The 25,814-nt window shown below is 38.4% G+C and carries 21 protein-coding genes and 4 pseudogenes; 9 read left to right on the top strand and 16 right to left on the bottom strand.

Annotation, left to right across the window (positions count from 1 at the left end; all coding sequences use genetic code 11):
- Nucleotides 1–43: 43 nt before the first annotated feature.
- Entirely contained in the window at nt 44–514 is a 471-nt protein-coding gene (locus IQ457_RS12035) for a hypothetical protein (RefSeq protein WP_193006686.1), read from the top strand.
- 113 nt (nt 515–627) lie between these two features.
- Here the strand turns inward: IQ457_RS12035 and IQ457_RS12040 are convergent, their stop codons facing one another.
- Both IQ457_RS12040 and IQ457_RS12045 read right to left on the bottom strand, forming a co-directional pair.
- On the bottom strand, nt 628–1,236 hold the full coding sequence (locus IQ457_RS12040; RefSeq protein WP_200663538.1) for an Nmad2 family putative nucleotide modification protein: 609 nt from the start codon (nt 1,234–1,236) through the stop codon (nt 628–630).
- A 2-nt stretch (nt 1,237–1,238) separates the two neighbouring features.
- Nucleotides 1,239–1,721, bottom strand: a complete 483-nt coding sequence (locus IQ457_RS12045; RefSeq protein WP_200663540.1) for a TIR domain-containing protein — start codon at nt 1,719–1,721, stop codon at nt 1,239–1,241.
- 167 nt (nt 1,722–1,888) lie between these two features.
- Here IQ457_RS12045 and IQ457_RS12050 point away from each other — a divergent pair, with 167 nt between their 5' ends.
- Nucleotides 1,889–2,515: a dCTP deaminase gene (locus IQ457_RS12050; RefSeq protein ID WP_200663542.1), complete on the top strand. Its 627-nt coding sequence runs from the start codon at nt 1,889–1,891 to the stop codon at nt 2,513–2,515.
- A gap of 13 nt (nt 2,516–2,528) precedes the next feature.
- Here IQ457_RS12050 and IQ457_RS12055 read toward each other — a convergent pair whose 3' ends face one another.
- Together IQ457_RS12055 and IQ457_RS12060 are read right to left on the bottom strand one after the other, a co-directional pair.
- Nucleotides 2,529–3,533 carry a nucleotide kinase domain-containing protein gene (locus IQ457_RS12055; RefSeq protein ID WP_200663544.1) on the bottom strand — a complete coding sequence of 335 codons (1,005 nt, stop codon included), beginning with the start codon at nt 3,531–3,533 and terminating at the stop codon, nt 2,529–2,531.
- Nucleotides 3,534–3,596: 63 nt separating this feature from the next.
- The gene (locus IQ457_RS12060; protein WP_193006691.1) at nt 3,597–4,727 is read right to left on the bottom strand and encodes a pyrophosphatase; all 1,131 of its coding nucleotides are present in this window, start codon (nt 4,725–4,727) and stop codon (nt 3,597–3,599) included.
- Between the two features lie 144 nt (nt 4,728–4,871).
- Between IQ457_RS12060 and IQ457_RS12065 the strand changes: the two genes are divergently transcribed.
- Together IQ457_RS12065 and IQ457_RS12070 are read left to right on the top strand one after the other, a co-directional pair.
- Entirely contained in the window at nt 4,872–5,468 is a 597-nt protein-coding gene (locus IQ457_RS12065; protein ID WP_200663547.1) for a TIR domain-containing protein, read from the top strand.
- A gap of 33 nt (nt 5,469–5,501) precedes the next feature.
- On the top strand, nt 5,502–7,553 hold the full coding sequence (locus tag IQ457_RS12070) for a TIR domain-containing protein (protein WP_200663549.1): 2,052 nt from the start codon (nt 5,502–5,504) through the stop codon (nt 7,551–7,553).
- Between the two features lie 248 nt (nt 7,554–7,801).
- Here IQ457_RS12070 and IQ457_RS12075 read toward each other — a convergent pair.
- From IQ457_RS12075 to IQ457_RS12090, 4 genes and pseudogenes are all read right to left on the bottom strand, one after another.
- Nucleotides 7,802–8,601, bottom strand: a pseudogene (locus IQ457_RS12075) (COG4705 family protein).
- 268 nt (nt 8,602–8,869) lie between these two features.
- Nucleotides 8,870–10,525 carry a sensor histidine kinase gene (locus tag IQ457_RS12080; RefSeq protein WP_200663551.1) on the bottom strand — a complete coding sequence of 552 codons (1,656 nt, stop codon included), beginning with the start codon at nt 10,523–10,525 and terminating at the stop codon, nt 8,870–8,872.
- The gene (locus IQ457_RS12085; RefSeq protein ID WP_025651479.1) at nt 10,518–11,177 is read right to left on the bottom strand and encodes a response regulator; all 660 of its coding nucleotides are present in this window, start codon (nt 11,175–11,177) and stop codon (nt 10,518–10,520) included. Before IQ457_RS12085 ends, IQ457_RS12080 begins: the two co-directional genes overlap by 8 nt.
- A gap of 149 nt (nt 11,178–11,326) precedes the next feature.
- Complete coding sequence (locus IQ457_RS12090) at nt 11,327–11,896, bottom strand: PepSY domain-containing protein (RefSeq protein WP_180952558.1); 570 nt, start codon at nt 11,894–11,896, stop codon at nt 11,327–11,329.
- A gap of 216 nt (nt 11,897–12,112) precedes the next feature.
- On the opposite strand from IQ457_RS12090, the gene IQ457_RS12095 reads away from it, so the two are divergent.
- The 3 genes and pseudogenes from IQ457_RS12095 to IQ457_RS12105 all read left to right on the top strand — a co-directional run bounded on the left by IQ457_RS12095 (nt 12,113) and on the right by IQ457_RS12105 (nt 14,155).
- Nucleotides 12,113–12,553: a transposase family protein gene (locus IQ457_RS12095; RefSeq protein WP_200663552.1), complete on the top strand. Its 441-nt coding sequence runs from the start codon at nt 12,113–12,115 to the stop codon at nt 12,551–12,553.
- An 8-nt stretch (nt 12,554–12,561) separates the two neighbouring features.
- Nucleotides 12,562–12,945: pseudogene (locus IQ457_RS12100) on the top strand (transposase family protein); the annotation flags it as partial.
- Between the two features lie 295 nt (nt 12,946–13,240).
- On the top strand, nt 13,241–14,155 hold the full coding sequence (locus IQ457_RS12105; RefSeq protein ID WP_200663554.1) for a LysR family transcriptional regulator: 915 nt from the start codon (nt 13,241–13,243) through the stop codon (nt 14,153–14,155).
- 221 nt (nt 14,156–14,376) lie between these two features.
- Here the strand turns inward: IQ457_RS12105 and ttdB are convergent, their stop codons facing one another.
- The 4 genes and pseudogenes from ttdB to IQ457_RS12125 all read right to left on the bottom strand — a co-directional run.
- Complete coding sequence (ttdB, locus tag IQ457_RS12110; RefSeq protein WP_200663556.1) at nt 14,377–14,988, bottom strand: L(+)-tartrate dehydratase subunit beta; 612 nt, start codon at nt 14,986–14,988, stop codon at nt 14,377–14,379.
- Nucleotides 14,985–15,893, bottom strand: a complete 909-nt coding sequence (ttdA, locus tag IQ457_RS12115; protein ID WP_207161747.1) for a L(+)-tartrate dehydratase subunit alpha — start codon at nt 15,891–15,893, stop codon at nt 14,985–14,987. Before ttdA ends, ttdB begins: the two co-directional genes overlap by 4 nt.
- 28 nt (nt 15,894–15,921) lie before the next feature.
- Entirely contained in the window at nt 15,922–17,190 is a 1,269-nt protein-coding gene (locus IQ457_RS12120; protein ID WP_200663558.1) for an SLC13 family permease, read from the bottom strand.
- A gap of 336 nt (nt 17,191–17,526) precedes the next feature.
- Nucleotides 17,527–18,342 (bottom strand): annotated as a pseudogene (locus IQ457_RS12125) (aminotransferase class I/II-fold pyridoxal phosphate-dependent enzyme); the annotation flags it as partial.
- A 236-nt stretch (nt 18,343–18,578) separates the two neighbouring features.
- Between IQ457_RS12125 and IQ457_RS12130 the strand changes: the two are divergent.
- A pseudogene (locus tag IQ457_RS12130) lies at nt 18,579–19,804 on the top strand (IS3 family transposase).
- A 160-nt stretch (nt 19,805–19,964) separates the two neighbouring features.
- The gene (locus IQ457_RS12135) at nt 19,965–20,390 is read left to right on the top strand and encodes an IS5 family transposase (protein ID WP_200663560.1); all 426 of its coding nucleotides are present in this window, start codon (nt 19,965–19,967) and stop codon (nt 20,388–20,390) included.
- Here the strand turns inward: IQ457_RS12135 and IQ457_RS12140 are convergent.
- The 4 genes from IQ457_RS12140 to IQ457_RS12155 form a co-directional block, all read right to left on the bottom strand.
- Nucleotides 20,366–21,853: a leucine-rich repeat domain-containing protein gene (locus tag IQ457_RS12140; protein ID WP_200663562.1), complete on the bottom strand. Its 1,488-nt coding sequence runs from the start codon at nt 21,851–21,853 to the stop codon at nt 20,366–20,368. The two genes, IQ457_RS12135 and IQ457_RS12140, sit on opposite strands and share 25 nt — an antisense overlap.
- 853 nt (nt 21,854–22,706) lie before the next feature.
- Nucleotides 22,707–23,273, bottom strand: coding sequence for a hypothetical protein (locus tag IQ457_RS12145; protein WP_200663564.1), 567 nt, complete (start codon nt 23,271–23,273; stop codon nt 22,707–22,709).
- 68 nt (nt 23,274–23,341) lie between these two features.
- The gene (locus IQ457_RS12150; RefSeq protein WP_200663566.1) at nt 23,342–23,827 is read right to left on the bottom strand and encodes a hypothetical protein; all 486 of its coding nucleotides are present in this window, start codon (nt 23,825–23,827) and stop codon (nt 23,342–23,344) included.
- 811 nt (nt 23,828–24,638) lie between these two features.
- Nucleotides 24,639–25,658, bottom strand: coding sequence for an AraC family transcriptional regulator (locus IQ457_RS12155; protein ID WP_200663568.1), 1,020 nt, complete (start codon nt 25,656–25,658; stop codon nt 24,639–24,641).
- Between the last annotated feature and the right edge of the window lie 156 nt (nt 25,659–25,814).

Here is a 25,814-nt window from a genome sequence, read left to right on the forward strand (position 1 = left end):
CAGTTATAATAAATATTAACATCAGATACAAAGGATTAGTTACATGAAATGGAGTGAATTACTAGACAATTGGAGCCTTAGCTCACTAAGCTTAACAACTGGCTTTCTAAATATGGAGTGGCAACCTAATGAAAAAGATAAACAGTGTGCTTGGGAATTATACGTAGAATTACTGACAAGCATTGCTACGCAACCATTAGAAGACGATCATGGAGACGAATTAGCTGCTCTGAAAAATATTTACTCTTTATTTCAGACGACACGAAGTATTCTAAAAAATGATGGCAGGCACTGCAAAGAATTTACTAAAATCTCTATTGTAGTACTGAATCAAGTTGTACGGCCATTCACTGCAAAATGGCATAAGCTCACTAGTTCTTGTGAACTGTCTTCAGAGCTTTGTCAAGAGTTCAGGGTGGATTTAGATGAACTGCAAAAAATATTAATTAATTACACAAGACTGTTGGCCGATATGGCTGGAGTGGAAGATCTAACTAGAATGGAAGAAGATTAATATAAGCTCTTTTAACCTCATTGTCTTATTTCCATAGGTGCGTCTCCGAATCGTATTTAAATTCGCACTAAAAATAGCTTCAGACGCACACGTTCTTATCTTTGGACTATACACTAAAGATGATCTTTCCAGTTGGCAGGATCGCCATGTATACCTGATTTATAATTATCTTTTAGCCATAAAACAAAGGATTCCCGTACTTCTGGAGGTATTGCCTTATATTTCATATCACGGCCTTTATTACAAACATCCTTGAGTTCTTCTGGTATTTTAGGTGCATTTTCGCCGAAGTAATAAAACTCTCGAGAAACGAGAACATACTCTCCGTCTATATCCCTTTTCATGTGGCCTTCATTAGTAATTCCATTATCTAGCGAATGAGCAGAGTCTTCCTGAATCCATTTTTTACTATTAGCGTCTTGATGATATATATTATCGCCATAAATTTTAACTAAACTACCTTTAATCACAGGTTTTTTGCTTTTAAACCTTTCATCTTTCCAGTATTCATTAAATTCAATCTTTTCCTCCACTTTCATCGCATAAACAAGATGGTTAGTATTGCCTAGAGATTTACTTCCAGTACCTATGACCCAATCACCGATAGATAGGTTCTTATTGTGTCTGATAGAAGACTTACAAACAGCTAACGTACAAAAATTATGGAAAGGGTTGGGTGCTAGACCTAAATCATGCTCGACCTTATAAGAAAAAATATACATATTTAGCAGCTCACTCTGTCAATAGTGTGTAAAGAGTCGCTTTCAGTTCCATCGGGTTTCTCTAGAGGTGTAATTTTACCTGATATAGCATCACCTAGCTTATCTAAAGAATTGGAACCTAATGTTGGACCACCGTACTTTTTAAAATTATCAGGTAACTCTACGTTATTTGTACAACCATGCTTATATATACCAATAATTTGTTTGCCTTTTCGATGAGCCTGCTCAATTTCATAGTCCACCCAAGGTCGAGTATGTGTCTTTTCACCAATAAGACAGATAAAAGTGCCCGCCCAATGAATTCTTGCTCTTAATAATCTTTCTACTACAGCGTCACTAGGTCGCTTTTGATTACGATGTTTTGAGCTATCAATGGAGCTATTACGAATGTCATGCCCAGATTTTTTTAAGCGTTGTTTTAAACTTTGTAAACTACTATCATCTTCACCATAATGGCTTATAAATACATTACTTTGACTTCCCATATTATTTCCTCAAAATGTGATACCTATGACTGCCTAAAATATTATTGTCTTTTCGGCTCAAGATTAAACGAATAAAAGTTCATTATTGTTATATGGTATCGATTCTTTTAATCACAAACTATTACGACTAAAATAATAATAAAAAAATGTAAAATATAGGAGCAAACATGAGTTTTCTAGGCGAAAAAGAATTGAAAGAGCAAATAAAATCAATTATTCCTCAGTATAGACCAAAGTTTATAGACAGTAATAAATATGAGCTGTGCTTAGGAGTTTCATATTGTGCCTCTGATAGCAAATTTCGGGTTCGACAAGCTGAAGATAACCAAATAGTCGTTAATCCTGGTGAGTTCTATTTTTTAGAAACTTATGAAACAGTCGAGATGCCTAATAATATTATGGGCTTTATATCCATAAAGGCTAGCATTAAGTTCAAGGGGCTAGTGAATGTATCAGGGTTTCATGTAGATCCTCACTTTAGAGGGAAGATTGTGTTTTCAGTACTTAATGCTGGTCCTAGTCCGATAAATCTAACGATAGAAGAGCCATTGTTTCAAATATGGTTTGCGAAATTGACCAGCGCTTCTGAAAGTTATAACGGCAAGCATCAGGACCAAACAGGTGTCACTAGGAAGCTACTTAATGATCATATGAGTGGAAGTGATAATGCATCTCTTGGCGATTTGCAGAAGCAAATTAAAGATTTAGATAATAAGTACGAAAAGGTATTAGTATTAGCAAGTGTACTATTAGTTGGTATACTTAGTTTGGTGTTTAAAGCATACCTTACCTAGATAAATAAAATGTTTAGAACAATGTTAGTTCTTTATTTGTAGCTGGTATGTTTGGCTTATCTATTTTATGATTTATATCCCACTTAGGAGGAAAAAATAGCTCTAATGGTTTAGGTGTCTCTTGATACCGCTGCTTTATACGTTTATTCTGCATTTGCAAATCTGGCATCTTTACTCTCAAAATCTTATCCGTCTCACAGAAGCAATTTTGTAAATCTATGAGAGTAGGCGATCTTCCAAAAAGAGGAATAAAGTCATCGTATCCAAACTTAGATTGGTAATATTCGAAATTATCTTGAGTGAATTTAATAATGTCTTCATTGCTATACTTTGAGGAAGAAGCATTACCAAAACATTTTTTAACACCTCTAATAGCCCCAATGCCTGCCTTTACAAATGAATCCTCACTAAAGTTAATTACATTTGAGTAATTCATATCAATAGCGTATTGGTATGCTAAAAAGTCACCGATAAAAGAGCATCCTCTAAGATAGTCAAAAGTATCTGATAATGACTTCGCTTCAATAATTTTATCAAAGACAGACTGATCGATTAACTCGTTTTTAACCATCTGAAGCCATTTCTCATGTTTGAAATCAAGATGGTTATACAAGGAGTGTGTACCTGTCATCATGTAAGCATTATTAAATATAGGACCACTATCCTTACGTTTTAGTAAAGCGTTATTAATATCCGTCAAATTAAAGTTCTCCAAAGAAATTTTACCAACTTCGCTCTCAAGGTACTCCCATGTCTCAGGCTTGTTAAATATTTTAAATACAATGATTCTAAGTAAAACATCTTTGTCAGAAAAATTATCATCTGAATAGATAACGTTTTTAATTAAGTATTGACTGACTCTATCCATTGCCCTATAAACATTAGTAAATTTATAAGACTGTAGAGTAGGGTCTTGGGTTAGAGGGTAGTTTTCTTCATACTTATTCCAAAATATATTCATTCTTTCTTGGATAAAGTAAAAGTAATATTTGAAAACTTCTTCGTTTGGTTTAATCATGCTCATTGCAACTTTATTACGACTATTAATTCAATTTAGATACTGTAGAATGGCAACTGTATATTATCTATCGAGCTTTCTAAATCCGAGTGTTCTTTCTCTACGATTCCCTATTATAATTCCACCTTTATTCTCAACAACTTGACTAAATACTGTATATCCTTGGATAATAGCTTTTACCCATAACTGTAATGGGCAATTTTCAACCTCATACCCTCTGACAAAAATCTGAATAGTTTTTAATAAATCATATGAAATGCTACTTTCTTTAGTAAAATCAATATCCCTTTGCTTTGATATGGAAAATAACCAAGCACTCAGACCTTCCTCGATCACAATTGGTCTACCGCTATCTTGTGTTTCATCAATAGAAAGGTCACTTTTTCTCTTATGTTTAATCAAGGCTCTAAATGTAGGTGACCAGTGTAGTATGGCGGCAAATGCTAGATGAAATACATCATGATATTTGTAATTATCATCCTCCTGATGATTATCATTTAAAGCACTTCCGATAAATACATCATTCCATTTGAGGTAAGCTTTACCATTCGGTTTTTCAACAATATGGACCTCGAACTCTACTGGTAACTGCTCGTCTTTGCTAAAATTACTATCAAACGATAGCAAAGGTAAATTAAGTTCTTCAATTGGTACAAATCTATTCCTAATTTTAAAAGTATTGTGTTCAACAATATTTAACAAATCAAGATTTAAAAAGCTCATTACTTCCGAGTATATAGCTAAAAAGTCTTTAACCTTTTCTGAAGTAGTTTCTTTACTAAGAGAGGTTGTATGACTTATCAATTCACTAAATAGCAACTCAGTATCTTTAATGCTTTTATCAAATTTAACCCTTACGAACGGTTGGTTCTTTATTCCTGATATAACAATTGCACCTTCATGCCTATCATAGGAATCGGTAACATTTATCAATTCATAGAGATCAATATTTTCAACAATAGTTATAAGTGTAAAATACCAAAAAATATCTCCCATCTCTTCGATGACTAACTCGTTCGAATGATCATTCGAATCATTGTTGAGCAACTTCTTTTTTAGTAAAGATACTAAACTACCTACTTCACTGAATAAACCCATCTGTGCCCCGAAGAGAGCTTTATCAGAAGTAAACTTATTAGTCTCCTTAACAAGTTTAACGTAGCTACTTAGAGAGATGCTGTTAACGCTAGTCATGTTAGCTTTACCTTTTTTAGAAAGTATATGGTGGTCTATTTATCAATAAATTCATGCTATGCTAGTTGAAAAATTCTTACTCATAGATGTGCTTTATATTACAGTTTGTAAAGTAATCATATCACGAAGGAGATTAAGAGCTATATGTTACACAATATACCAAAGCACAAAGTATTCGTCAGCTTCCATAATGCTGATGGTGATGATCGGGAAGAGTTCGAAAATACCTTCTCAAGTGATGTTGAAACCTTTGTTTCTCGCTCAGTTCAAGATGGTGATATTGATCCTAATAATAAGACTGAAACCACTCGTCAGGTGATTAGAGATAGATTTATATCGCAAAGCTCAGTTACTATTGTATTGATTGGTCAAAATACTTGGAAAAGAAAATACGTTGATTGGGAAATAGGCTATAGCATCAAAAAAACCAGTCAGAATACACGTTCAGGGCTTATTGGTATATTATTGCCAAGCTATCAACCGCATGCGCTAGGATTTTGCTCTTATTCATTATCTGAAAATGGAACTGTATACACGCCGTGCAATGTTCCACCCAGACTCTATGACAACATACAAGCTGGTTTTGCAAAAATTTATTCTTATCCTACAAGCCATTATGAGTTGATGGCATGGATTCATGAGGCTTTTCAAAAAAGGAATAATATACATGTTGCGCCTAACAATAATCGCACCTATTTTTCATCAAATCGTGGAGAACATCAAAATTACTGGCAAGCTTAAAATTTAATCAAAGCCGTCTTGGAGCTTTATAATATGATTACTTCTACTCAGAACTTACCACCTCTTGCCGTTCATTTTATTTGGCACCCTTCCGATAAAGAAGTTATTTTTAATGTTATTAGTGAGTTCCGTAGGTATATTACTCGCGATACAGATAGACCATTTTCACGGGAAATCAATATACCTACCTTTCTCTATAGCTCTAGGAGTCCAAGTAACCCACCGAAAAACACTCCGCCTAAGCTTGCTAATAAAAATGTTATCTTCGTATTCACTAGTGGGCAAACTTTAACCGAACCATTATGGGTAGACTATTTTAACAGACTAAACGGTAGCACTAACTACTTTATTGTACCAGTTGCTATTGACGAAGCTGGCATGAAGCATAGTTACTCTGGTGCTCTTGAAAATTATAATTTCATTAGAGCACATAATTGGCCTCACGATTACCGTATAGAAAGTGGTATTTTAGAGCTTTCACATGAGCTGTATCGTTATGGTCTGAATGATATTGATTCTGATGAGGTTGGAAAAGAGACATCAATAAAGTTATTCCTAAGCCATGCAAAAAAAGGCGATACAGGATTGAATCACGCTCAAGAAATTAAGAATTTTATTGACAATAGTAATATGAATAGGTTTTTCGATGCCAATGAAATATCGCCAGGTTTTAAATTCGATGAGGAGATAGAAAGTCATCTTAAAAATTCTACAATGATAGCTATTGTTAGTGATGCCTACTCTTCTAGATATTGGTGTCAGCGTGAGGTTTTAACTGCTAAATCAGAGTATAGACCTATAGTAGTGGTTAATAGTCTTGAGGATTACGAAGATAGAATTTTCCCTTCTATCGGTAATGTACCTTGTGTACATGTTACAGCTGAACCTTTAGCGCACAAAGATATATTACGCATTCTAATTGCATCCTTATTAGAAACTGTCCGTTTCAAATATGCTGAAGCGTCATTGAAATTTTATCAATCTCAGGGATGGATCGACTCAAAAGCTTTTATTCTTTGTCGTCCTCCTGAAGTACAACAAGTAGTAGAGATTCTGTCTAAGAATGAAAGTTCCTCAATAGACTCCAGTAGATTGCATCTTTGTTATCCTGAACCACCTCTATATGAAGAAGAAACTATATGGACAGACTATCTTAATATAACAGTGTCTACTCCTTTGTGGTCAAGTGACGAAGTGCAAACCGATAAATATAATGTTGGAATCTCTATTTCAGATTATCTTGAAGAGGGTTATGAGGAACATCATCAGCACACAGATGAGTTACAAAGACTCTCTCAAGATTTGGCGAGACACATTTTATCTCGCAATCATACTCTAATCTATGGGGGAGACTTGAGAGAAAATGGTTTTACAGAGTTTGTTCTTGAAGAAGCATCAGTATTAAAAGAGCGCTTAAAATCTGATCAATTTCACGTTGAAAATCACTTAGCGTGGCCTTTGTACTTAACTCCAGCCAGTAAAGAATTTAGTATTAAGTATTATGGTTTATTAGATATTGTCAAACATGAAGTACCCGATGACATAGATTCTATATTAAAGAATAAAGAAATTTTTCTTAAACCTGACTGTCCAGAAAACCAATATATATGGTCGCGTTGCTTAACGACTATGAGGAAAGAATCGATAGAGAGTTCAGATGTCAGAATTTTTGCAGGAGGTAAGTTAGAGGGATACTTAGGTAAGATGCCTGGAGTACTAGAAGAGTTTCTGATAGCTATCGACTTAAATAAACCGATATATTTGGCTGGAGGTCTGGGTGGACTTTGTCAAAAACTGTGTGACAGTATTCTAAATAATGAAATAAGCGAAGAATTTACTGAAGAATGGCAGATAAGTCATAATGCGAGATATATTGAACTTCAACAGATTGCAAAAGGTAATTCCTTTGAAGCTGATTACGAACAGGTAGAAACATCGTTGTTAAGTTTATCGGTTGAAAAATTGTCTTCAAAGTCTGGTTTAAGTGAAAAGGAATATACTCGCTTGATGACAACACCTTTTATTGATGAGATTGTTCATCTAATTCTTAAAGGTCTGGAGCAGTTGGAAAGTAAAATAAGTTAGCATCTTATTTGAATTAACTCCAACACCCCAATATTAAGCAAATCACCTAAGTAAAATGCTAAATAGAAAAAGGGCGCTAACGCTATATTTTATAATACGTGAGCAACCTTTTTCACTACTACCTATATCTAATCATTATCCATATATATTCATCACACTAATAATCGCAGCCCCTCGTTAACAAAGCTATGAGCATCTAAGAAATTATCATTTAATCCATAAAGTAAACTTTACTAGATGCATTATCATCAATGCGCTCTAGCACTAGCCCGCTGTTTGAAGACTAATAAGCAGACAATGATAAACACTAACAAGGCTGCTGATGCTCCAAAGCGACTTAGCGCGAGACCGCCATGATCAATAGGCTTATCTAAAAAGTCGCCTAACACCGCTCCTAAAGGCCGAGTTAAAACAAAAGCGCTCCAAAATAATAGTGTTTTAGATATCTTAGTATAAAAATGAGCTATCGCAATAAGTACTAATAAAAATCCAAAGATGATGGCACTCGTTGTATAGCCTATACCTTTTGTATCTGCTACCCAGTCACCAAGTGCGGTACCTAAGGTTTGCGAAAACATAATTGTCGTCCAATAAAATACTTCCGCTTTGGGTTTGCTGATACTGTCGACGGCGATACTACCCATCGTCTTCTGCCATGTCATTAGACATATTCCAAGTAAAGCTACTAGAAGCGCTGAGCCGCCAGCATAGCCAATTCCTAGTGATCTTGTCACATAGTCTGCTATTGTTGTACCTAAAGTCGTTGTTGCTATAATCGTGCCCCAATACAACCATTTATTAAATGAGTTGGCTTTAATCTGGGTAGCGACTGCTATAGCAAATATAATAGCGAAAATGCCAGTACTGACAATGTATCCTAGATTTAATGACATTGTTAAAGCATCACCCGCAGTCTCACCAAGCGTAGTAGCTGCGATTTTAATTATCCAAAAGGAAGGGTAACTTCCGGAACTTTGGACAAAGCGTTTAGCACTGGATCGTTACTAGAAGCAGTGGGTGAGTATTGATTGTTTAAGGTTGTATTCATGGTTAGATTCACTCTATTAGTAAACAAATTTAATGTTACGTTGTAGATGTCACTAAATTATCAATAGAGATGTTAAGAAAGTGTGAAGATGCAACTATTTAGATCTATTAAAATTTCTGGTGGTGTTCTAAAAAGTATGCTGGCGATAGAAGTCAATAAGAAATCTATGCTAAGTTCTCTGATTCTATAGGGCTTTCAAGGCTTCAAAAATTGTTCAAGTTTTAATCAGCATACTTTTTGACACACCACCAAATTTCTATGTATGAGTTTAAAAGATCAAAGTTATACAAAGTCCTCGATTATCATGTAAGTTTAAAATCTCAGAATTAGAGTCCTTCATAAAGACATCGATACCTGCCTGCTCACAGATTGATTTAACAATAGAGAGCCCAAGTCCTGTACCTTCTATTTCCTGTGATTGCTTACTTGCGCTATCTGATCTTGAAGCGCTTATACTATTGTTAAGTTTACTGTCGCTAAATTGATCAGCTGCACTAATCACTTGATTAAGCCGTATAAAGGGTTCAAAAGCTTTCTTATAATCACTAGGGTCAATGCCTGCGCCTGAATCTATGATCTGTAATACTAATTTGTTATCTAGTGTCTTGGATAGATTACTTAATTTTCCAGATTGAATCACATGTGAGCCAAAATTATATTGAGCATTTAAAGCCGATTTATCCAAACTGCCTGAGTTTTGCTCAAGTTGATAGAGTTTAACCATGACTTGACCACCAGCTAGCGTGTAAATAATGGCATTTTGAATCAGATTTTTGATGAGCAACAACAACGATGTCTCATCTATCTTTACTTTGCTACTTGACTGTAAGTCGACAGTTAGTTCGATGTTCTTATTATCAGCAATAGGAATGAGTAACCCTATGACTTGTTCGATAATAGATTTAACATTGGTTGCTGTTGTCTCGGTACCAAGCTCGGTATTGATATTACCAGCACGAGCGAGCGTTAATAATTGCTCAACCAAACTTTGATTACGCCTCAAGCGAATAGCCAGTTTATCGAGGCCTTCCGACATAACGTTATCATTACTAATACGCTGTAATCGTTGTAATTGTAGTGAGATGGCAGTCAGCGGCGAGCGCAGTTCATGGGCAGCATCAGCGATAAAGCGTTGCTGACGTTCAATACTAATTTTGACTATAGCCAATAATCTATTTAACGATTCGGCTAGTGGCAGCAATTCAGAGGGCATTCTACCAATCGATAAAGGACTTAGGTCATTCTCATTACGTGCGCTTATCTCATGATGCAATTGACGCACAGGTTTCATCATGCGCCACATGATAAAAGGCAGTAAAAGCAGTAATAATGCTATACCGATAATAAGGGGTAAAAAAGACTGTAAGGCACTAGCTTTGGCTAAATCATCCTGTAAATCTGTCTGTTGGCGCAAAATTAGAGCCACTTCTTCATCAGTATCTAAAGACTCAATCTTGACATCATTTCTATAGGTTCGCCAAGAATGACCGTCAATGTTTTGATCGCTTATCCCTTGTGGAACGCTATTTACTAATGCCAACGGTATAGGTTCTGAGTAATCATGCTCATCATCGCTTTGAACGTTCTGATAATCTTCTACCCCGTTATTGAGTGAGGCGGAGAGTATGACTATATCAACGGTGATCGCACCATCATCGTCATCGGTATCAAAGTGAATGTTGCTGCGGGCATGCTCGTCACTGTATGAATAAGCAGCATTATTATTTAAACCACTAATATTAAGCGACTGCTCTAATAAGGCAGCAGTATTTTTTAAGTTATCATCCTGAAAGTCATTTATCTCGTTATAGCTGTACCAAAATCCATAACCACCAGCCACTATTGCCAGTAGTAATAATGACACAACAGACCAAAAGATAAGTTGGAACTGTAATGAGTTAAAGGGCTTACGAAATTTAGGCATTGCTGATATACCATCCAAGGCCACGAACATTTTTGATTCTATCTTGTCCGACCTTTTTGCGTAAACTATGAATCAAAAACTCAATGGCGTTACTTTCAACTTCGCCGCCCCAGCCATATAACGAATCCTCAAGCTCATTTTTGGACATGACTTTTTCAGGCGATAGCATAAAGGTAGTGAGAAGCATGTACTCCTTTGCGGTTAAATCGATAGGGCTACCATCCATCATGACCCGTTTGTGCGCGGTATCTAAACTTAAATTGCCAACCGTCACTTGATTATCAGCCTTGCCTTGGGCACGGCGAATAAGTACTCTCATGCGTGCAAAGACTTCTCCTAACTCAAAAGGCTTGACGACATAATCATCAGCCCCTGAGTCTAAGCCTGCAATTCTATCTTTTAATTGATCACGCGCGGTGAGTATCAACACTGGTGTTTCAATCTTGGCATCGCGAATAGCAGTCAACACGCCCATGCCATCAACTTCTGGAAGACCTAAGTCTAATAAGATGATGTCATAAGGTTGCACCCTTAATGTCAGTATGGCTTGACGACCGTCTTTGACCCAATCAACCGTATAAGCCTCATCTTGCAAGGCTTCGCTCAGACTCTCGCCAATCATCAAGTCATCTTCGACTACCAATACGCGCATGGGATATCCTTATTATGTGACTAGTAGGATTAAAAAATATTTATCTATAGTGACACTTTTTATAGCGTCCTCAAACTAAAAAGCTCTAATCGATACTAGTGTACAGAGTAGAGCCGTTGTTAAGCTATATTCAACCAAGTTTTAAAATATTAATCATCATTTAACTGACTGCTGACAACCTGACCATTCATGCTATCGATTATCAGTTTATTTATGTCCATCCCTTTAGCTATTTCAATCTCATAAGCGGGTATACCGTTATCAAAATCAAACTCTGCTTCAGTAATTTTGCCACCAACACTTTGCGTTGCTTTTTGCATGGCTTGGGTTAGGGTTATTTGGGCTTGCCTCATAGCGTTATATTCTGCTAAGTCGTCTTGATCTATTTTTTCCTGCTTAGATTTTAGAACTTTGCCGCTACTGGCGTCAATTTTTACTTCATGCTCCACTCCATCATTGATAAGCTTGATTTCATACTCGCCACTTGCCATATAATCGTTTTGGTCAAACTCAGCGCTAATTAAGTCTCCTTTGACTGTTTTTTGCGCAATAGCGACGGCTTGCTCTAGACTGATTTTACTCTGTGCTATCGCGACTGCGTCACTCGTCTTTGCGCCTGAAATAGCAGGTATTTGACCTGAGGCAACAGCGAGAGTACCAATACCTAGAACGCTAAGAGCAATAAGTAGGGATTTGCTTAGGGTTGATAGTTTTTTCATCGTGTTTACTCCGTATTTAAGGTTCATGTCTGACGACTCATTATCAAAGTTGTCAGAAGTGTCGATATGAGTCCATCATACAAAACAAGACATAGAAGAAGCTTAGCGTAGAATAAGCGTTCAGTTAGCTACTCATATTTTTGGGCTATAATAGACCTCTTGCAAAAGTAGCAAAGGGAATTAAAATAAGAAGACACTCATAACTTTTTAGGAACCATGCCAAACATAGATAAGCTACTCAAACAAAGTGACGCTGGTTTTAAACGCTATACAGGCATTCATAAAGCCACCTTTTATGACATGCTTGATGCCATGCAAAAGCATGAAGCATCTAAGACCAAATCAGGCAGACCAAGTGTGCTCAGTCTTAAAGCACAAATACTATTAGCCCTGACTTATTGGCGTGAATACCGCACGCTTTATCATATCAGTATGGACTTTGGTATTCATGAGTCTTCTGCTAGTCGTATCATCCGTAAAGTAGAAGACATCCTGATTGACTCTGGTAAGTTTGAATTGCCTAAAAAGCTGCCTAGTCGTGTCGATGAGGATACCAATTGGTCAGTCGTCATTGTCGATGCCACCGAAACCCCTATTGAGCGTCCAAAAAAAACCAAAGCGACTACTATAGCGGTAAGAAAAAACAACACACCTTAAAAGCGCAGGTTATCGTTCATTGGCAAACCGGCTTGATACTTGATGTGCAAACCTGTAAAGGGTCAATCCACGATTTTAAGCTGTATAAAGATACTTGTCCTGATTGGTTACCTGAGAATACTAACTATCTAGCAGACAGTGGTTATCAAGGGTTAGCAAAGCTACATAACCAAACTTTCACACCATTTAAGAAACCTCGTGGTGGTCAGTTATTGGAGATATGCAAACAGGCCAATCACTATCTGGCAAAGTTCCGTATTGTGGTTGAGCACAAAATAGGCTTAATCAAGTTGTTCAAAATCGTGGCTCATAAATATCGTAACCGTCGTCAGCGCTATGATCTTAGAATGAAGCTGTTTGCTGGTATCATTAATTTCGAGCTAAACCTATGACTTTTGCAAGAGGTCTAGTATAATTCATAAAGTTATCACTATGAAGAAATAACAATGTTAAAAATTTTCAATAATAAAAACAAAACTTATGTTCTATTGTTTTTTTCATAAAGGCTGAAAAGCTTTGCTTGTTGTTCTTTATGTCATGTCATGTCGCGTCGTGAACTAGCGCCATGCAATCACTGTCAGCTAAGTTTTTTCTAGATTCTTTTTAGCCAAGGTATTATGTGGTATTTTTTGTGGATGAGCCGACACTCTGGCGCTATCTGGCAGCTAAAAGCAACTAAGGATGACTATGAACGTAGAATGGTTGATGGATTACATTGTTTTGATAGACTCAGGCAGCTTGTCAAAGGCCGCAGAAAAACGGGCCATCACGCATACCGCCTTTGGTCGTCGCATCAAGCTTTTAGAAGAGTGGGTTGGGGTAGATCTAATAGAGCGTACTCAGCCCATCAAACCCACACAGGCCGGACAGCTGTTTTTAGAAGCGGCGTATGAAGTCACGGCCACATTGTCTACCGTACGGGCGCAGCTACAAGGCACCATCAACACCAGCCAACAAAGCATTCAGATTGCCACCGGTAGAACGCTGGGCAGCAACTTTTTTCCACAGTGGTATCGGCAAGTCACACAAGACACAGGGTTTACTCAGATGTCTGTGCTCACCAGTGGCACTGAGTTTGCCATCTTGCGCTTTATCGCAAAAGAGTCAGACCTGCTCATCGCCTATCAAACCCCAATGACAGACTTATTGTTAAATAAAAAACAATACGAATACAAAGTATTGGGGCAGGAAATCATCGTGCCAGTAACGGCAGCGGCAAATACAGATGCCATCTTGCAACAGCTAAGTAAAAAAGCCAATATTCATAAGACCAACTGGCTAACGTATGACAAATCTTTGTCTCTAAAAGGACTGGTGTCAAATTTTTTAAATAAAAAAGACATACTGGGCAACCTGAACTCCGTGTTTGAGTCCGATAACTACGAGACCCTAAAAGCCATGGTAGTGGCAGACGTGGGTATTGCGTGGCTGCCATTTTCAATCGTAAAAAATGAACTCATTAGCAAACAGCTGTATAAAATTGGTGGACAGCAGCTGCAGCTCACTGTAGATATCGTGCTGTATAAGCGTGTGGTTGAAACCAATCCTAGCGTTCAGCAGGTGTGGGATGCAGTGCAACCCTCAAGTATCAACTTAAAATAAAACAGCGAGCGCTTCCATGCTGTCATGGTACATCGTACGTAGGAAGTATCGACAACAATGATGTTTCATGTCTATCACTGCGACGCTTACAGCTGTACATTGACACTCATGGCTATTACAGCGACGCTCATGGCTGTGCTCACAACAAAAAACGGAAGGCATGACCTTCCGTTTTTTATGGTGTATTTTTTGAGGGTTTAATAAGGCAACATCTATAAAGCCTATTTAATATAGCGAACGTGCTGAATAATGTCTTCGTAGACTTTTTCTTTGTTGGCGTTGTAGGTTTTTTTGTTCATCTCAAAGATGTTATTGCCATTGGTGTCTATAGACACAATCAGCGGGCCAAATTCTTCAACTTCGCATACCCATAGCGTCTCAGGCATACCCAAGTCTTTCCATTGCGCATCCACAATGCGTTTGACTTTGGTCGCTGCCAGCACCGCATTACCAGCTGGATACACCAAGTGGATGGCGTTATTTTCTCGGCAGCCAGCTTCGGTATTTGCTCCCATGCCACCTTTACCCAGAATCAGCTTTACCCCGGTTTGCTCAATAAACTCTTTTTCAAACTTCTCCATGCGCATGCTGGTGGTCGGGCCTACGGATACCATTTCGTATTCATCTTCGCCCAACTGGCGGATGATAGGACCGGCATGCAAAATGGCAAGGTTACGCACATCCACAGGCAAAGGCCTTTTTTCTTCAATCACTCGGCGGTGTGCCACATCACGGCAAGTGACCAATGTGCCAGTGAGATAAACAATATCACCAACCTTTAAATCTACGATGTCTTCATCTTTAATCGGCGTTTGTAAAATGTGCTTACTCATAGCGCTGCTCCTTCATGTGAGGGCATGGTAAAGTTTAAGTCTTTATCAAAGATGATCTTGCCACGACGGTGTGACCAGCAGCCGGTATTAATTGCCACGCCAATGGTAGACGGGTGGCGTGCCGCATTTTCAATATTCACGCCCATTACGGTCTTATTGCCGGACAACCCTTGCGGGCCAATGCCCAGACTGTTGATGCCTTCTTCAAGTAGCTCTTCTAGCTGAGCCGCTCGTTCGTTCGGGTTTTTGCTGTCTACGGGGCGCATCAAGGCCTTTTTTGACAGCATGGCGGCAGTTTCTACCGAGGTTGCAACACCAATACCTACCAATAGTGGTGGGCACGCATTCAGACCATAGGTGGTGAGTCTGTCTAGCACAAAACGCACCACGCCTTCATAGCCTTCACCCGGCATCAGTACCATGGCATGACCGGGCAAGGTACAGCCGCCACCAGCCATATAGGTATAGATTTCGCAGTCGTCGCTGTCTTCCCGAATCTCCCAAAAAACAGAAGGTGTGCCGTCACCCACGTTTTGCCCTGTGTTGTACTCATCAAACGTTTCAATCGAGTTATGGCGCAGCGGTGTCTCTTTGGTTGACTTTACCACAGAGTTTTTTAAGATTTTCTCAAGCTGTCCTATGAGTGGAAAGTTCTCCCCGCAGCTCACAAAAAACTGAATCACACCGGTGTCTTGGCAGCTTGGACGCTTCAAGTCTGCGGCAAGCTTTTGGTTTTCTATCATGGTGTCATAAATCAACTTGGCGAGTGGGTATTCTTCTTCGGCTCGCAGGTCGTTTAGTTTTTTGCTCACATCGTCAGGCAGATGATAGCTGACCAGTGAGATAAATTTACTCATGGTATCGCGCAATTTTTCAGCGGATTCTGCTTTGGTTATCGTTGTCATATCATGCTCCTTGGGTTTTGCCTATTGGCTATGGATAAAAGGGAAATACAATGGGTAGTAAAATAAATGTGATGATGATAGAAATGATGATGAGAGGTAGTCCGGCTTTGACATAGTCGTTAAAGCGATAGTTACCAATGTTATAAACCATGGCATTGGCTGGCATACCAATGGGGGTTGCGTAAGCAAACGACCCACCAATCACCGTTGCCATGAGTACAGCTTTGGGGTCAGCGCCAATTTGTTGAGCAATCAGTATGCTGATGGGTACAAGTAGCGCCGTGGTTGCGGTGTTAGACATGAAGTTGGTCAATACAGCAGAAAGAATTAACATGACTGCCATGACCACCATGGGAGAGGGGTTGCTACCCATGATGCTGACAATGGTGTCGGCAAGGGTTTCACCAGCGCCTGATTTTTGCAGTGCGGCAGCCAATGACAAAGAGCCCACAAATAACAAGATGGTCTTCATGTCAATGGAGCGTACAGCGGTGTCTTCATCAATGACTTTAAACACCACCAGCAGTAACGCACCCAGCCAAGCACTCACGTACAATTTGACGCCTATTTGTTTTTCAAACACCATGGCAGCAACGGTGAGTACCAACACAGCTAGGGATACATGGCGCTTCCAAGCGGGTACGGTCGAGTAGTCGACTTCTTCATCAAAGATGGTATTAGATTTAGAGGGTTTGGCATCGGGTAAAAACTTATAGCCAAAGAAAGCAAAATAGATGATGCCCACAATCAAAATGGGTAAACCAATCTTGGCGTATTCAAAAAAGCTGAATGAACCGCCTACGCCTTGCAATCCTGATTGAGCAATGAGGTTGCCCGGTGCACCAATCAAACTTAAGTTGCCACCCATGGCAGCCGCAATGACCAAAGGCAACAGCAAGCGACCTCGAGCAAAGCCGGAGCGCTGGGCAATACCAATGACCACAGGAATTAAAACTGCGGCTGTTCCTGTATTGGATAGCAAGCCGGACATGAGACCGGTGATGAGCATCACGGCTACGATGAGCTGCCGCTCGGTTTTAGCAAACTTAGTGACGACCGAGCCAATTTGCTTTGCCATGCCGGTTTCAAAGATGGCAGCCCCAATAATAAACATGGCCATAAACAGCAGCACATTGGAGTCTACAAACCCTGCAAACGCTTCGGTGGGTTCTAAAACACCCGTAATGGCAAAGCCGGTGCTGAGCAGCATGGCAGTGACTGAAAGCGGAATGACTTCAGTGGTAAATAAAACGATGGCGGCGACTAAAAAAATCAGCGTAATGATTTCTGGTCCCATAAACACTCCTTGTTATTTTGTAAGCTGGCATTTTTATCAAACCGTCTTTGGTTGTTTTTATGCTGGCTTATGCGTCCTAACAAGAAGTATAGAAACCTGAAGTTTTAATCTTGTGCAAAAATTATTCATCATTGAATAATTTTTGATAAAAATTTTGATAAGAGGCGACTTGTGAGAATAAAAGTCAGAGAAGGGATAGAAAAAAACACAGCCTGTAGCGACTAACGGTTGTAGTCGTTACAGGCTGTGTTTGGAGAGTTTATGCTTATCGTTTTAATACTTTAAAAGGGTTTCTGTCATAAAGTATGACTCGGACTTACAAAGTATGACTCGGTCTTACAGGACATCCAGTAAGGTCTTAATCCGTTGTATTGCCTGTTTGCTTTCTTCCACGCTGGCAACCAGTGCAATGCGTACAAAACCTGCACCTGGGTTGATGCCGTCTACCTCACGAGACAGATAACGCCCTGCCAACGCATGAATATTGACTTGCTCATACAGCGCTTTAACAAACGCCTCATCATCTTGTTGATAGATGTCTGGCACTTGCAACCAAAAATAAAACCCCGCATCGGGCTTTCGTAGCGACAATCTGTCACCCAGTTCATGCATCCATAAATCAAACTTTTCACGGTACAGCACTCGGTTTGCTTCTACATGGGCTTCATCTTGCCAAGCGGCAATGGATGCCAGCTGATGATGCAGTGGCAGGGCACAGCCTTGGTACGTGCGGTATTGTAAATACGGCTGCAAAATAGCCGCATCGCCAGCAACAAACCCAGAGCGCAGCCCTGGCAGGTTAGAGCGTTTGGACAACGAATGAAAAACAAGACAATTTTTATAGTCATCTCGTCCAATTTTGGCGCATACTTCCAGCAGCCCAAGCGGTGGCGTATCAAAATACAGCTCGCTATAGCATTCGTCACTGGCAAGCACAAACCCATACTTGTCAGACTGCTCAATCAAAAAGGTCCAGTCTGCTTCACCCATCACTGCGCCTGTGGGGTTGTTTGGGCTACACACAAACACCAACTGCGTCCGCTGCCAGACCGCCTCAGGAATTTGACGATAGTCTCCAGTAAAATCATTGTCTTCCGTGCAGGGCACAAAATAAGGCGTTGCCCCTGCAAGCAATGCTGCCCCTTCATAGATCTAGTAAGCGTATTATTGCTAGGGCGTGTCCCTAATTGGAAAAAGGGGTAATAGTCGCTAAAATAAAGGTTATATTTTAGCGATCGATAGGTATTCATTAAAGATGGCCAGACAAGCATTAACCGATAACCTTTGGGAGCAGCTACAAGCGACTATGGCACAACATGGTTGTGAGCTATGCTGAAAAAACCGTACACCTAAACTTGGTAAACTAAGCGTATTAATCGGAGTTTATCATGACCAAGAAAATAAGAAGCTACAGTGACGAATTTAAAGCCGAAGCTGTTAAAAAGATAGCAGACAATAACGGTAATGTTTCAGCCACAGCCAAGCAACTTGGCATTGCCATGCAAACGCTATCAAACTGGCATAACAAAGCCAATCAAGGCAAGCTTGTTGGCACAGAGCAATATGATCCTGACCTTATGAGTGCTCTTCAAGAAATAAAGCAGCTCAAGCGTCAGCTCAAAGTGGCTGAAGAGGAGCGCGAGATTCTAAATGAGGAGGGCTAAAGCGAAGCATTGCTTCGCCCCGACGCAAGAGGAGAGCTATGCTCGAGTGAGGCGACCGCGTACTTCGCGAAAAACAGCCCGTAAAGTACGCTTTTATCAAAGACAATCGTCAGATATTTAGCACCACTACTATGTGCCGTGTATTAAGCGTTAAGCCCTCAAGCTACTACGATTGGCTAAGTCGTGACATCAGCGAACAGCAGGTACACCGCAATCAGTGCGAGCTACTAGTTAAAGCCGCTCACAGTGAAATGAAAGAACGTTATGGCGTAGATCGATTGCATGCTCATCTAAGCAAACAAGGCCACAACATTAGCCTGTATATGGTAAGAAGCATCAAAGAGGAACACGGCATTAAATGTCGTCGTCATAAGCGCTTTAAAGTGACCACCGACTCTAATCACAACAAGCTGGTCTATCCGAATGTGCTGGATCAGCAGTTTGATGCCAGTTGCCCTAATGAGTCTTGGGTAAGCGATATTACTTATATCTGGACAAATGAAGGCTGGCTGTACTTAGCAGGAGTGAAAGATTTATATACCAGAGAGTTGGTCGGTTACGCTATCAACAAACGCATGACTGCTGACTTAGTTTGCAAAGCACTAAGTATGGCAATCAAAAACAAACGGCCTAATAAAGGATTAATTGTGCACTCAGACAGAGGTAGTCAATACTGTAGCCATGCGTATCATAAGATCATTAAACAGCACCAGTTTATAGGCTCAATGAGTGGCAAAGGTAATTGCTTTGATAACGCACCCATAGAAAGCTTCTGGGGCATATTGAAGAATGAGCTGGTATATCATAAGGATTATAAAACTAGATTTGCCGCCATTACCGATATCATTAGATACATCGAGCTATATTACAACCAGACTAGGATTCAAAAGGGCTTGAGCTATAAATCGCCAAGACAGGTGTGGTTTGATTATTATCGTCAAGCTGCGTAATTAAAATCTCCCAAGTTTGGTTCTACGGATTTGACGGCAGGGGTCATTTTAGCCGCTGATTAAAAAAAGAGGTATGGAAGCATGTGTACTCAGCTGTCTGAGGGGTCTGTCAACGAATATGCCATTTTAGATGCCACCATAGTTAAAGCCTATCAACACAGTGCTGGAAAAAAGGGATCAAGCCATTGGACGCAGCAAAGGTGGACTGACGACCAAAATACATACTCGAACAGATGCGCTAGGTAATCCTACTGGCTTTTATCTAACCGGTGGCGCGGCTCATGACCTGTGTGGCTCAGATAAGCTATTAGATGTCAGTATCACTCAGACATGGCTTGCCGATAAGGCTTACGATGCGGATGCCCGCGTTATTGAACCGATTGAAGCCGTACAAGGCCATGTAGTCATACCATCTAAGTGTCATAGGCTGCAGCCAAGAGACTTCGATAAAGAACTTTATAAAGAGCGGCATCTGATCGAGAACTTCTTTGCCAAGATTAAGCAGTACCGTGCAATTGCTACTCGCTGTGATAAGTTAGCCAGTTATTTCCTCAGTGCAATTCATCTGGTTTCTTGTGTCATTTGACTTAATTGATGACACGCCCTAGTTTTTTTCAAGCTTTTTACTTGACCAATGCTATCAGGCAGTATACTTAATTGGTTATCCTCAACATTAATATATTCTAAATTTATTAGCTGGCCAATACTTTCTGGAAGCGTCTTAATTTTATTAGTTCTTAATCTAAGTAACATCAATTTTTTCATTTGACTAATACTTTCAGGTAGTACATTTAATACATTATGGTTAAGATCCAAATATTGTAGGTTTGCTAGATCACCAATACTTTCTGGAAGACTCTTAAGTTTATTACTTTGTAAATCAAGTTCTTCCAAGTTTCTTAATTTTCTAATGTTATCAGGTAGCGTGCTTAACGCGTTATCGTTAAGACCTAAATCTTTTAGGTTTGCAAGATCACCAATACTTTCTGGAATTGACTTAAGTTTATTATTTCCTAAGCCAAGTGCCATCAATTTTTTCATTTGACCGATACTATCAGGTAGCGTGTTTAACGTATTATAGTCAAGCCTCAAACATTCGAGGGTTACAAGATCAGTAATATTTTCTGGTAATGTCTTAAGCTTATTGTCTTCTAAATAAATTCGTTTCAATTTTCTTAATTTGTTAATGCTATCGGGTAGTGTGTTTAACGCATTTTGGCTAATATTCAAGTATAGTAGGTTTGCTAGATTAGCAATACTTTCTGGAAAAATCTTAAGTTTATTACTTTCTAAATCAAGTTGTTTTAAGTTTCTTAATTTGCCAATGCTATCAGGTAATGTAGTTAACGCATTATAGTCAAGACTCAGATATTCTAGATTTATAAGATTCCCAATATTTTCTGGAAGTGCCTTAAGTTTGTTACTGTTTAAATTTAGCTTCTTCAAGCTTTTTATTTGACCAATGCTATCAGGTAGCGTATTTAACGCATTACAGTCAAGTCTCAGATATTCTAAGTTTGCAAGATCACTGATACTTTCTGGAAGAGTCTCAAATTTATTACCTTCTAAATCAAGTTGTTTTAAGTTTTTTAATTTTTTAATACCACGAGGTAGCGTGTTCAATACGTTTTCGTAAAGAATTAAATCTTCTAGGTTTACAAGATCACCAATACTTTCTGGAAGTGTCTCAAGTTTATTGCCGCCTAAATTTAATATTTTGAGATTAATAAGATTAGTAAGGTTTTTAGGTAGTTTCTTAAGTGATATAGCACTTAAATGTAGTTCTTCTAAATTAATAAGTTTATCCATACTCTCTGGCAGTGCATCCATATCACAATTGTAACTAAGATCGAGGCTTTTTAGGTTTTTTAAATTACCTATGGATTGTGGTACTTTAGTGATACTTTTTTCAATTAACGATAATTCAGTCAAAGAAGATAAAGCATTAGCGTCACGAGGCAGCTGTTCTTCTGAGAGTCCAAATTTATCTGCCCACACCCAAATTTCTTCCATCCATGGTTTAATTGCTAGGTCTTTTTTGGTTGTCATCGCAATTTTCCTAAGTAGTTAGCTATACAGCTTGAAGTATCGACTATGATTTTTTAACGCTGGCGAGCATAATTTAAACGCTCAATAATATATTGGTAAAATCCTTTTTAAAAAATAAGTTTAAACTTTATTGATTATAAATAATTGATTTCATACTAATATCTCTTATATCAATTCATATTGCAATGACTGCAATCTAAATACACGACAAATGGTGTCGCAGGGATAGATTGTAATTATTACGTTTTTTTATAATACTGAATAGCCCGAGGTTTTCGAAGACTTGACATTCTGATAGAGTATGTTTATAAAAAGACAAGGAGACACTTCTGAGGTTATGAGCTATTCTAAAAAAATTAGAACAAAATTTGGTAAGTTAGGTGCATCAATAGAAGTTTATTATGATTAAGAAAGTAAGAGTCTACAGTGCAGCTTTAAAAGCTGAAGCTGTGTAAAAAATAGTAGATAATAATGATGATATTTCAGTGAGTGCAAATCAGCGAGGCATAGTAGTGCAGACCTTATTTAACTGGTAGAACAAAGCTGATGAAGGCAAGCTTAGCGGCAATAAGCCGTATGACCCTAAAAGCATAGTTATTATAGAAGAGGATAAATATTTTAAAAGCGATATCAAGGTTGCTCAGGAGGATCGAGACATTATAAATGAGGAGGGATAGAGCGAAGCACTGCTTCGTTCCTACGCAAGACAAGAGCTGTGCTCGCAGTGGGGCTAGAATTCAAAAGAATTTAGGCTATAGTTAGTGGGCTTTCAAAAGTCCTGCTAATCGAAATCCTCCAAGTTTAGGTATATGGATTTGATAGCAGGGGTCATCACTGTTCGAAAAAAAGCTATTTACCAAAAATAGCAGGTAACCGTTTTATTTTTAGAGTCGTATCCGGCCCCTCTTTTTTCCATTTCACCCCAGTATTCCATGGTTCGAGTTTTAAAATTCGGCATAATGGTAGGTACAGTCGCAGTCGATGCAAACTTTAAAACGTTTTCACCACCTGATGATTCAGGTATAAAACTGAATGTATACTCCTCTAGAGGCTGACCGCGGTAGGTAACGCCTTTATTGAAAATAACTCGATATTCAGTGTATGGTTCACCTTTTTTCATTTTTACATCTTTTATCATATTTTGATATTCTGATAACCACTGCGCCTTTGGCTTTACGAAATTGTCATAGGCTCTTTGACCTCTAATACTGTCTATAAATGCTGTGTCTTTAGCAGCAATCTTTTTATAAGGCGGTTTTTCACCAGTACAAGCGTCTTCCATCCAGCCAAACACATGAACCATATCATTGCTTTTGTAGCTGCTGATACTTTTAGAAGAGCTAGGGGCAGCTAGGGTAGTTGTAGATAGTAAAGCTGCGGTCGCTAATAGAGCCAAAGAAGTTATAGATATAGATTTCATAGTCTCTCCAATAAATAAATTTAGATTATTCAGGTACATAGTAAGGAACGCATTATAGCCAATAACTGTTAGGACATACTACTAATAAACTCATAAGGAACACAGAAAGCAGCATCTTTCTTAATGTATTTGAAACATTGTAAAACATCAGAAAAGTTAGGATTTTTCTTTTCATAACGACTTTCTATTTCTTTATCCGAGATTTTTTTAAATGTTTTATAATGCAAATTTATAATTTCAGCTGCCTTACCATTGATTGAAATGCTTTCTTTTAAATTCTGGACGTTTCCGTTTTTATCAAAATCAAACGTAGCATCATTGACGGTACGATAAGTATTACCATTAGGCAGTTTGAAATTTAACTGGCTAATCGCATAACTCATACTTCCTCCTACTGCGCCATCGTAAGTACAAGCTTTTACGATGGCCTTCTTCTTACTAATAGAGTCGACGGTGGTACACTTAGTACTGCCATTAACATCATTCATGCCGGCAATGGCACTAATAGAGAGTAACGACAACGGAAGAACCATCAGTATTTTTGTGAGCTTCATGAACATATCCTTTTGTGAGTTTTAGTTTAAGTCAGAATGACTGGCTGTCTTTCTGATGAATCCATTATAGCGTCTGAAATACTGATTATTTTTCTAACCGATGAACGGTTGCCAATCGAATTTGAATTCCTAAGGCATATCCCCGTTTTTAGTAGTTAAGGCTATTAGTCGGTTTCAGAGCTTAAGAGGTTAAGAATAAAAATAATAAAGTAAAAACTCAAACCCCAAGACCCCATCTTTGAGCTCATCATCTAGTAAAATTCTAAAAAATAATGACCTCTTAAAGCCATATCAATTGTGGCTTTAAGAGGTTTTTTTTGTGCTTAAAATAATCTGAAATATTTAAAACTAGTAGCTATTCTCCAATTTTAAGCACCACAACGCTAAAGCGTTTAACACCTACATGATTACTGGATAACATGAATTATATTCACTATTTTTATAGAAATGATGAAAAATAATAAAATTAAGGTTAGGCAAAAACTTGTCAATCCTATTAAGGATGATTTGTATGTACATTCGTATGCTAGAGTCTCTTTATGTGTTTGGCAGGGATTGAGACCTAAAACGTCTTATATCAAAATTCGACATTAATAGCGTCACATAAGAAAATTAAGTTTCATAGTCCAGCCCTATGTACTATATAAATAATAGAACCTAGAAATAGAGATTAACTGCTAAGCTAGCAGTATGATTCACCTATGAAAAAGACATGTTTTAGCGAAAACCAAATCGCTAATGTACTAAAACAGGTATAACTCTAGTGGTCAACTAAGTTAGGAGCGCATATGGGTAGTTAAACCATAATTAACTATGTTACTAATACCTTGGAGCTGTCCTTCCATTCTGTTGGCGTAATACCAAACCAGCTTTTGAATTGTCGGCTAAAAACAGACAGCTCAGCATAACCCAGCTGAAAAGCCACGTCCGTTAAGCTGATGTCGCCAGTATTAATAATTCGCACTGCTTCCTTTTTTCGCACTTCCTCTAATAAGTCTCTGTAAGTAGTCCCTTCGTTTTTCAGTTGACGTTGGACTTTTTTGGGATGCTGTCCTACGCATAACGCAACATTTGCCATACTACAATCAGCAGTAGCTAGTAGCATCTTCATAGAGCTTTTTATCAAAAATACATCATCATGAGTACAGGTACTGTTTTCATTCTCTAGCTGTTGCACAATCAGTTGATTCACCAAATTGTCTTCAAAGTAGTGCGGTTTGTAGCTTAAATAAACAGTAGAAAAATATATCGCATTCTTGTTGGTATTGAACTCGACCGGGCATCCTAATATTTGGGTTAATAACTTTTTTGATTGAGGCGATGGATTTTGTTTTAATCTTACTTTTTCTGGACGCCATTTTGGACTAGTTAAATCTTTTAAAATATTACAAATTAAGCATATAGATAGCTGTGATTTCTGTGCTCTATCTATGTTCTGTGTATTTTGACGCACCACATCAAGCTCGCATAATTTATCAGAGACCTCATTGATCTGGAAAACAAAACTTTCAGCATGACTATAAATATATTTTTGTGCCACAAGTAATGCTTTGGCTATGTCAGTTTGTTTAGACATGTAGACGCCAACCAACCCTATCGTCTGGATACTCTGCTTGGCGGCAAGCTTTAAACCAAAACATTCCTCGTTACAGACAATCGCTGCCAGCTCTAATAAATTAATATATTTATCATGATCAATCAGAGAATTTGGTTCGCGTATCACAGAAGGTATTAAGCCTATCCTATCAAAGATATTTGTAGGATCTTTTCCATAGCTGCGAACCAATTCTTCAAAACCGTTTAGACCTGCCGCTCTGATGTAGCTACCCATATCACCCTCTATTTTGTCTCAAGTAGTTAAATTAATGTCCTATATAATCAATTTTTTGTCCTAAAATGTCAAGAAGTAATAAGTAGGCTTTGCTACAGTAAATGAATAAAGATTCAACTTATCCATTAAAACCTCATTGAATCAACCTCATACCGG

It is taken from the genome of Psychrobacter sp. M9-54-1, from assembly GCF_016613355.1.
Taxonomy (GTDB): domain Bacteria; phylum Pseudomonadota; class Gammaproteobacteria; order Pseudomonadales; family Moraxellaceae; genus Psychrobacter; species Psychrobacter faecalis.